General features: G+C 61.9%; 7 protein-coding genes and 1 riboswitch. Of the genes, 2 read left to right on the top strand and 5 right to left on the bottom strand.

The window, feature by feature from the left end:
- Window positions 1-193: 193 nt before the first annotated feature.
- The 3 genes from cpdA to KVQ74_RS28490 form a co-directional block, all read right to left on the bottom strand.
- Entirely contained in the window at window positions 194-1,009 is an 816-nt protein-coding gene (gene cpdA / locus KVQ74_RS28500; protein ID WP_217834703.1) for a 3',5'-cyclic-AMP phosphodiesterase, read from the bottom strand.
- 109 nt (window positions 1,010-1,118) lie between these two features.
- On the bottom strand, window positions 1,119-1,571 hold the full coding sequence (locus KVQ74_RS28495) for a DUF1249 domain-containing protein (RefSeq protein WP_217834702.1): 453 nt from the start codon (window positions 1,569-1,571) through the stop codon (window positions 1,119-1,121).
- Window positions 1,562-2,179 carry an NUDIX domain-containing protein gene (locus KVQ74_RS28490; RefSeq protein WP_217834701.1) on the bottom strand — a complete coding sequence of 206 codons (618 nt, stop codon included), beginning with the start codon at window positions 2,177-2,179 and terminating at the stop codon, window positions 1,562-1,564. Before KVQ74_RS28490 ends, KVQ74_RS28495 begins: the two co-directional genes overlap by 10 nt.
- A 226-nt stretch (window positions 2,180-2,405) precedes the next feature.
- Between KVQ74_RS28490 and KVQ74_RS28485 the strand changes: the two genes are divergently transcribed.
- On the top strand, window positions 2,406-3,152 hold the full coding sequence (locus KVQ74_RS28485) for an RsiV family protein (RefSeq protein ID WP_217834700.1): 747 nt from the start codon (window positions 2,406-2,408) through the stop codon (window positions 3,150-3,152).
- Here the strand turns inward: KVQ74_RS28485 and cytX are convergent.
- Together cytX and thiC are read right to left on the bottom strand one after the other, a co-directional pair.
- A complete protein-coding gene (gene cytX, locus KVQ74_RS28480; RefSeq protein ID WP_217834699.1) occupies window positions 3,121-4,413 on the bottom strand; it encodes a putative hydroxymethylpyrimidine transporter CytX in 1,293 nt (430 codons plus the stop codon). The genes KVQ74_RS28485 and cytX overlap by 32 nt on opposite strands.
- A gap of 151 nt (window positions 4,414-4,564) precedes the next feature.
- The gene (gene thiC / locus KVQ74_RS28475; RefSeq protein WP_217834698.1) at window positions 4,565-6,454 is read right to left on the bottom strand and encodes a phosphomethylpyrimidine synthase ThiC; all 1,890 of its coding nucleotides are present in this window, start codon (window positions 6,452-6,454) and stop codon (window positions 4,565-4,567) included.
- A 146-nt stretch (window positions 6,455-6,600) separates the two neighbouring features.
- A riboswitch (TPP riboswitch) is annotated at window positions 6,601-6,706 on the bottom strand.
- A 206-nt stretch (window positions 6,707-6,912) separates the two neighbouring features.
- Between thiC and KVQ74_RS28470 the strand changes: the two genes are divergently transcribed.
- Window positions 6,913-8,346 carry a TolC family outer membrane protein gene (locus KVQ74_RS28470; protein ID WP_217834697.1) on the top strand — a complete coding sequence of 478 codons (1,434 nt, stop codon included), beginning with the start codon at window positions 6,913-6,915 and terminating at the stop codon, window positions 8,344-8,346.
- The last annotated feature ends 46 nt before the right edge of the window (window positions 8,347-8,392 follow it).

Below are 8,392 nucleotides of genomic sequence, written 5' to 3'. Positions count from 1 at the left end.
AAGCAAACCGTAGGCGATGCCCCCGGATGGATCCCGCAACGAAGGAACCCCGAGCCCAGGCGAGGGGCCGAACGTTGGGGCAAGACTTTTTGGTTACTTTTGGGGCGTTTGCCAAAAGTGACCCGACCGTCAGGGCGGAACCGAAAGCAGCCGTTACCGCAGCAACGGATATGTACCCGGTAGTCCGATCAACCTAGTACCCATCAGACCCATAATCAACCGTGAACTCAAACCCGGTAACCCGCTCCACCCCAGTCTCCAGCCGCCCGTCAGGCAACAACCGCAACCACCGATACCCCGGCGCCTGCTCCCCGACCTTGAAATCCCCACTCCCCGGCTCGAACTGAATACAAGTCGAAGGCGAAGCAATCAACCGCACGCCATTTCGCTCCCGATCAATCTCCTGATGCACATGCCCCCACAACACCGCACGCACCTGAGGAAACCGATCCAGCACCTCGAAAAACGCCTCAGGATTACGCAACCCGATCGGCTCCATCCAGGCACACCCGATCGACACCGGATGATGATGGAAGCACACCAGATGATGCCGCTGCGGCGCCTCGCTCAACGCACGCGCCAGCAACTGCAACTGATCGTCCTGCAAATACCCCGGCACCGAACCCGGCACCGCCGAATCCAGCAGGGTCACCCGCCAGTTGCCGATGTCGACCACCGACTCGAGCAACGCACTTTGCACGGCTGCTTCGGCCATGATCTGCGGCTCGTCGTGGTTGCCGGGAATCCAGCGCGCCGGCGCAGCGAGCTGCGCGGTCAGGCGGCGAAACTGTTGATACGACTCCAGCGTGCCGTCCTGGGACAAATCCCCGGAGGCAACCACCAGATCGATCTTCGGCTGCTGTTCGAGCACCAGTTCGATGACCTTTTGCAGGCTCTCGCGGGTGTTCATGCCCAGCAGCGTGCCGTCCGCTTCGGCGAACAAATGACTGTCGGAGATTTGCACCAGCAACGCCGCGTCGGCGGTGGTCAGAGTCGATACGCTCGGCAAGGCGTTCTCCCAGGGCTGAATCGCGGGATCGGATAGGTGGCGCAATTATGCTGGGGGATTGTTCAAAGAGGAAACCGGTGAACCGGACGCAGTTCACAACTTGCGGCGGTTATCGAACCACCGCGTACTCGTGACCGCAGGCCAGGCAATGGCTCAGCCATTCCCCCAGGAACAGATTGAGCTGGGCCTTTTCATCGGGCTGATGCATGGCCGCGTTCGGGTAAGGATAGATGCCGCGAAAGCGCCGCGCATGTTCGGCGCTGATCACTTCGGCCATGCGCGCATCGTGATAGACCTGCACTTCCAGTTGCGGCACCGGCAACCACGGCAGGCTGTGTTCCTGACGCACCTGCAGGGTGGTGGTGTACGGGCAGGTCTGCAGCACTTCGAGGGCCAGCACGCCGAGCATCTGCTCGCCCTGGGTCACGGCGATGCGCCGCGCCTCGGGATCGTTGCGCATGTCCGGCAGCAGTCGCATCAGGCGCGCATAGTTGGCCTCGCAGGCAGCTTGCAGCCCCACGAGGTCGACCCGGTAGCGATCGCGCAACTTGTTTACGACCATAGCCCCCTCACTTCGGCGCGATTGAGCGCCAGCCACTGCAAGGCGATGATGCTCGCCGCATTGGCAATCCGTCCGTCGCGTACGGCCTGCAGAGCATCTTCAAAAGCCCAGACCGTGACGCGGATATCTTCTGCTTCTTCCTCCAGCCCATACAGGCCGCCGACGCCGGTTGTCTCGCAACGCCCCAGATACAGATGCACGAACTCGTTGCTGCCGCCCGGCGACGGGAAATATTTGGTCATCGGCCACAGGGCCTTGATGTCCAGTCCAGCTTCCTCCTGCGCTTCGCGGTGAGCAACTTCTTCCGGCTGTTCATCCTTGTCGATCAGACCAGCGACCAGTTCCACCAGCCACGGATTGTCGGTCTTGCCCATGGCGCCGACGCGAAACTGCTCGATCAGCACCACTTCATCGCGCTGCGGATCGTAGGGCAGCATGCACACGGCGTCGTGACGCACGAACACTTCACGGTTGATTTCGCGGCTCATGCCACCGGCGAACAATTCATGGCGCAGGTTCACCCGGTCGAGCTTGTAGAAGCCCTTGTAGCAATTTTCGCGACGCACGATATCGATGGCGGTCGGCGTGGCATTGGCAAAATCAGTCATGAGCATCCTCGTCTACTGCAAATCCGTTACGAGGTGCCTTTTGTGACTTGCGACCTCGATTTCGCGCATCCTAACGCGCCCGCGCCGTTTGATGCAGCCCCTTTACCGTCTGCGGGATGGACGGTGGAGGCGAAACCCACTCTAATTAGCTTAGTGGCGAACTGACTGCTTCGTTGAGAGTCGAAGCGGTAACTTTTTGCCTTCCCCTGCTTCAGAAAGGACGCCCATGTCGCTTTTCAAAATCGCCTCCGTGGCCGCCATCGCCCTGACCCTGGGCGCCTGCGCCAGCCTGTTCCAGCCCAATTACCGCACGCCGCTGGAAACCACCCGCGATGCTTCGGAACAACTGAAACCCGGCTGCTCCAACCCTGACTGCCCGCTGGTGAACATCGACACCGTGCATTTCCCGGCAGAACCGGCGCTGGACGGCATCATCGAAAAACGCCTGCTGCAAATGACCCGCACCGAAGCCAGCGACCCGGTAGCGCCGACTCTGGCGGCCTATCGCGAGCAGTTCCTGCGCACCGCCGGCCCGCGCAACAGCAGCTATTTGCAGGCCAAGGTACGCGAGCAGCATGACGGACTGGTGATCGTCGAGGTGTCGAGCTACCTCGACACCGGTGGCGCCCATGGCACACCGGGTCGCGGCTTCATCAACTATTCGCGTCAGCAGCACAAGGTGCTGACCCTGGCGGACATGTTGCTGCCGGGCCAGGAAGACGCGTTCTGGAAGGCCGGGCAAGTGGCTCACAACAGCTGGCTGATCAGCACCAAGCTCGATCAGGAAGCGGAGTTCGTGGCGAACTGGCCGTTCAAGAAAACCCCGCACGTGGCGCTGACCTACGGCGGCGTGATCCTCAAGTACGACGTGAGCACCATCGCGCCTTATGCGCTGGGCCACGTCGAACTGAAAATCCCTTACCCGCGCCTGAATGGCATCCTCAAGCCCGAGCTGTTTCCCGGCCGTAACTGAAGGCCCGGCCAAGCACGAGTTGCAGCAGCCCTGCCAGCACCAGTGCCGGCAGGGTGGCGCCGACATCCGGGTACAGATTCGCCAGCAAATGATAGGTGCTGATGCCACCCAGCCAGGCCAGCAGCGCCGGCCAGCGCAACGCGGCTGACGCCACCTGGCCACTGCGCTTGCGCAGGATGAAGTGATCCACCAGCACCACGCCGAACAGCGGCGCGAACACCGAGCCGATCAGCAACAGGAAATTCTGGTACTGCGCCAATGGCGCGAGCAACGCGATCAGGGTGCAGACCACACCAATGATCAGGGCCAGATGCTCGACTTTCAGACGCAACAGAATTCCGCTGGACACCGCCGCCGAGTGAATGTCGGCGAAGGCGTTTTCCGACTCGTCCAGCAGGATCAGCAACAGTGGAATCCCCAACCCCGCACCGGCCAGCGCCAGCAGCAGCGCGTTGACTTCACCGCTCGGCGCAAACGCCAGGGTGTAGGCCACGCCAAGGCTCATCAGCCAGAAGTTGCCGATAAAGAAGCCGACGGCGGTGCCACCGAACACGTTTCTCGCCCGCTTGCCGAAACGCGAGTAGTCGGCGATCAGCGGCAGCCACGACAGCGGCATGGCGATTGCGATGTCGAAGCCCACGGCAAACGGCATCGACCCGTCACCGGCCTGCGCCCACAGGGCAGCGAGATCAGCCTTGGCGAACAGGTTCCAGGTCAGCCAGAGGCACGCCGCAAGCAGCAGCCAGATGCCCCATTTGCGCAGGATCTTGCGCACGAATGTCAGCGGTCCACTGACCGCGAGCAAGGTCGCCAGTGCGCCGAAAAACAGCGTCCACAGCACCGGGTTCGCCCACAGCGAACCTTCGCTGAACGCACGGGTGCCAAGCAGGCTGGCGGCGTCACGCATGACGATGATTTCGAATGAGCCCCAACCGACCAGTTGCAGCAGATTGAGCAGCGCCGGCAGGCTCGCGCCCTTGCTGCCGAGGCTGAGTTTGAGCGCGGCCATCGACGACAGGCCAGTGTCGCTGCCGATCACGCCCACGGCCGCCAGCAGCAGCACGCCGACCAGCGTGCCGAGAAAAATCGCCAGCAACGCGCCGGACAGGCCCAGCCCCGGCGCCAGCAGCGCACCGGTCTGCAACACCATCAGGCCGATGCCGAGGGAGAACCACAGGGAAAACAGATCACGACCACCGAACACGCGCTTGTCAGCGGGTACGGCGAGATCGGGGGAATAGGTGCCGGGTTGAATGCTCAAGGGTGTTATCTCAGAGGAATATTTTTGTCATTGAGATGGTCGGCGCCGGTTCTGCCGCCCTCACGCGAAAGCCCGCTCCCACACAGATTCCCCGTGGGAGCGGGCTTGCTCGCGAAGAGGCCTGTACCGGCGCCGCCGGTCTCAGGTCAGATCAAACTTTCTTGTACAGCTGACTGCCTTCCTTCTTGAAGCGCTCGGCCTGTTCCGCCAGGCCTTGGGCGACGTCCACGTCGACCGCGTCGATCCGCTGGTTGGCCGCGTATTCGCGGACTTCCTGGGTGATCTTCATCGAGCAGAATTTCGGCCCGCACATCGAACAGAAATGCGCGACCTTGGCCGAGTCCTTCGGCAGGGTTTCATCGTGATACGAACGGGCGGTGTCCGGATCCAGGCCGAGGTTGAACTGGTCTTCCCAACGGAATTCGAACCGCGCCTTGCTCAAGGCGTTGTCACGGATCTGCGCGCCCGGATGGCCCTTGGCAAGGTCCGCTGCGTGAGCGGCGATCTTGTAGGTGATGATCCCGGTCTTCACATCATCCTTGTTTGGCAGGCCCAGGTGTTCCTTCGGCGTCACGTAGCAGAGCATCGCGCAACCGAACCAGCCGATCATCGCCGCACCGATACCGGACGTGATGTGGTCATAACCCGGAGCAATGTCGGTGGTCAGCGGGCCGAGGGTGTAGAACGGCGCCTCGTCGCAGCACTCCAGCTGCTTGTCCATGTTCTCCTTGATCAACTGCATCGGCACGTGGCCCGGGCCTTCGATCATGCATTGCACGTCATGTTTCCAGGCGATCTTGGTCAGCTCGCCGAGGGTTTCCAGTTCACCGAACTGCGCTTCGTCGTTGGCGTCGGCAATCGAGCCCGGACGCAGGCCATCGCCCAGCGAGAAGCTGACGTCGTAGGCCTTCATGATTTCGCAGATTTCGTCGAAGTGGGTGTAAAGGAAGTTCTCTTTGTGGTGCGCAAGGCACCACTTGGCCATGATCGAACCGCCACGGGAAACGATGCCGGTCACACGCTTGGCGGTCAGCGGCACGTAGCGCAGCAACACACCGGCGTGGATGGTGAAGTAGTCGACGCCCTGCTCGGCCTGCTCGATCAGCGTGTCGCGGAACAGCTCCCAGGTCAGGTCTTCCGCCACGCCATTGACCTTTTCCAGCGCCTGATAGATCGGCACCGTGCCGATCGGCACCGGCGAGTTGCGGATGATCCACTCGCGGGTTTCGTGAATGTGCTTGCCGGTGGACAAGTCCATCACCGTGTCCGAACCCCAGCGGATGCCCCAGGTCAGTTTCGCCACTTCTTCTTCGATGGATGAACCCAGGGCGCTGTTGCCGATGTTGCCGTTGATCTTCACCAGGAAGTTACGGCCGATAATCATCGGTTCCAGTTCGGTGTGGTTGATGTTGGCCGGAATGATCGCGCGACCACGGGCGATTTCCTCGCGGACGAACTCGGCAGTGATTTCTTTCGGGATGCTCGCGCCGAAACTGTGGCCGGCGTGTTGCTGCTTCAGCAGGCCGGCGGCGCGGGCCTCTTGCAGCTTCATGTTTTCGCGGATGGCGACGTATTCCATCTCGGCGGTGATGATGCCTTTGCGCGCGTAGTGCATCTGGCTGACGTTGACCCCGGCCTTGGCGCGGCGCGGATTGTTGACGTGGGCGAAACGCAGCTTGGTCAGCTCCGGGTCGGCCAGACGCTCCTGGCCGAAGTTCGAGCTCAGGCCGCTCAGGCGCTCGGTGTCGCCACGGTCGTCGATCCACGCCGAGCGCACATCGCCCAGGCCTTTGCGCACGTCGATCACCACGTTCGGATCGGTGTACGGGCCAGAAGTGTCGTAGACGGTCACCGGGGCGTTGATTTCGCCGCCGAAGTCGGTCGGGGTCACATCGAGGGTGATTTCGCGCATCGGCACGCGGATATCCGGGCGGGAGCCCTGAACGTAGACTTTTTGCGAACGGGTGAACGGTTGAACCGACTGCTCATCGACCTTGGCCGAGTCACTCAGGTTGATCGCGTTTTTTGATTTTGTCGTCATCACGGGCTCTCCAGACAGCATCCAGGCATGGATTGTCGGAGCAGAACCTGAAAGGCACGGACGCACCAGGACTGGTGCTGTGCATCGTCGTCGAGCGTTCGATTGTCGAACAATTTCCCGGACGAAGCACAAGAGGACTCGCCGGGTTGACGAGAAATCTTGTTCCCTACGCAGGCGCTAACCTGATCAGGTTCAACGGGATCCGAAATTATTCGATCTCAGCCTCATAGCAAGGCACCCCGACAAGAACCCGGCCAGTCTAGACACAACCGGCAAAGAACGCCAACACCGTGGCAAACACCATGATGAATGGCGCAATTGCGGCGGCTTGCAGGATTGTTGCCGCTGCAATGCGCAACTACACTCGCTGTGCCCTGCTGCGCCTTGACGCCGCAGTGTCCGCGCCCTAACTTGGGCGCCCGGATTATTTCCATAATATTCATGCTAGGGATCGCCTCATGCTGCGCAAACTTTCACTGGCTGTTGCCGTGTCTTGTGCGTCCAACGCAATGGCCTGGGCAGCCGAAGCGCCCTTGTCGACCAAAACCGATCTGGTCAGCGTTTATCAGGAAGCGGTCGACAACAACGCCGACCTCGCCGCCGCCCGCGCCCAGTACGGCGCCCAGAAAGAAGTCGTGCCCCAGGCCCGCGCCGGGTTGCTGCCGAACCTGTCCGGCGGTGCCGAAGTCGCCGACGTGCGCACCTCGATCGACCAGCCTTCGGCCATCGCCAACCGCAGCGCCCATTCCTATCAGGCGACCCTGGCCCAACCGTTGTTCCGCGCCGACCGCTGGTTCCAGTACCAGGCGGCCAAGGACGTCAACGAACAGGCGGCGCTGCAACTCTCGGCCACCGAGCAGAACCTGATCCTGCAAAGCGCCGAGAGCTACTTCAACGTGCTGCGCAGCCAGGACAACCTGGCCTCGACCAAGGCTGAGGAAGCGGCGTTCAAACGCCAGCTCGACCAGTCCAACGAGCGCTTCGACGTGGGCCTGTCGGACAAGACCGACGTGCTGCAATCGCAAGCCAGCTACGACACCGCGCGCGCCAACCGGATCGTTGCCCAGCGCCAGGTGGACGATGCGTTCGAAGCGCTGATCACCCTGACCAACCGTCAGTACAACTCGATCCAGGGCATCGTGCATACGCTGCCGATCCTGCCGCCGGCACCCAATGACGCCAAGGCCTGGGTCGACACCGCCGCCAGGCAGAACCTCAACCTGTTGGCGAGCAACTACGCGGTCAGCTCCGCCGAACAGACGCTCAAGCAGCGCAAGGCCGGCCACTTGCCGACCCTCGATGCCGTGGCCAAATACGAGAAGGGCGACAACGACGCCCTCGGCTTCAGCAACCCGAATGCCTTCGGCACGCCCTACAGCGGCAACGTCGAACAGCGCACCCTGGGCCTGCAACTGAACATTCCGATCTACAGCGGCGGCCTCACCAGTTCCCAGGTCCGTGAGTCCTACTCGCGACTCGACCAGACCGAACAGCAACGCGAAGGCCTGCGCCGGCAAGTGGTGGAAAACACCCGCAACCTGCACCGCGCGGTGAACACCGATGTCGAGCAGGTGCAGGCGCGCCGGCAGTCGATCATCTCCAACCAGAGCGCGGTGGAAGCCACGGAAATCGGTTATCAGGTCGGTACGCGCAACATCGTCGACGTGCTGGACGCCCAGCGCCAGCTCTACACCTCGGTGCGCAACTACAACAACACCCGCTACGACTACATCCTCGACAACCTGCGCTTGAAGCAGGCGGCCGGCACGCTGAATCCGGGGGACTTGCAGGATCTGACCCGCTACCTGAAAGCCGACTACAACCCGGACAAGGACTTCCTGCCTCCGGATCTGGCGAAGGCGGCAGAAGAACAGCTCAAAGCCCGCCCGTGAAAAACAAAAAAGATCGTAGCCTGCACCAGGCTGCGATCTTTTTTTG

It is taken from the genome of Pseudomonas botevensis, from assembly GCF_019145475.1.
GTDB lineage: Bacteria > Pseudomonadota > Gammaproteobacteria > Pseudomonadales > Pseudomonadaceae > Aquipseudomonas > Aquipseudomonas botevensis.
This window is presented reverse-complemented; position numbering and strand designations above follow the sequence as displayed.

Bases quoted from the DNA above. Each gene is read 5' to 3' on its own strand.
- KVQ74_RS28495 (WP_217834702.1), bottom strand. From the start codon at position 1,571: ATGGTCGTAAACAAGTTGCGCGATCGCTACCGGGTCGACCTCGTGGGG.
- KVQ74_RS28490 (WP_217834701.1), bottom strand. From the start codon at position 2,179: ATGACTGATTTTGCCAATGCCACGCCGACCGCCATCGATATCGTGCGT.
- KVQ74_RS28485 (WP_217834700.1), top strand. From the start codon at position 2,406: ATGTCGCTTTTCAAAATCGCCTCCGTGGCCGCCATCGCCCTGACCCTG.
- thiC (WP_217834698.1), bottom strand. From the start codon at position 6,454: ATGACGACAAAATCAAAAAACGCGATCAACCTGAGTGACTCGGCCAAG.
- KVQ74_RS28470 (WP_217834697.1), top strand. From the start codon at position 6,913: ATGCTGCGCAAACTTTCACTGGCTGTTGCCGTGTCTTGTGCGTCCAAC.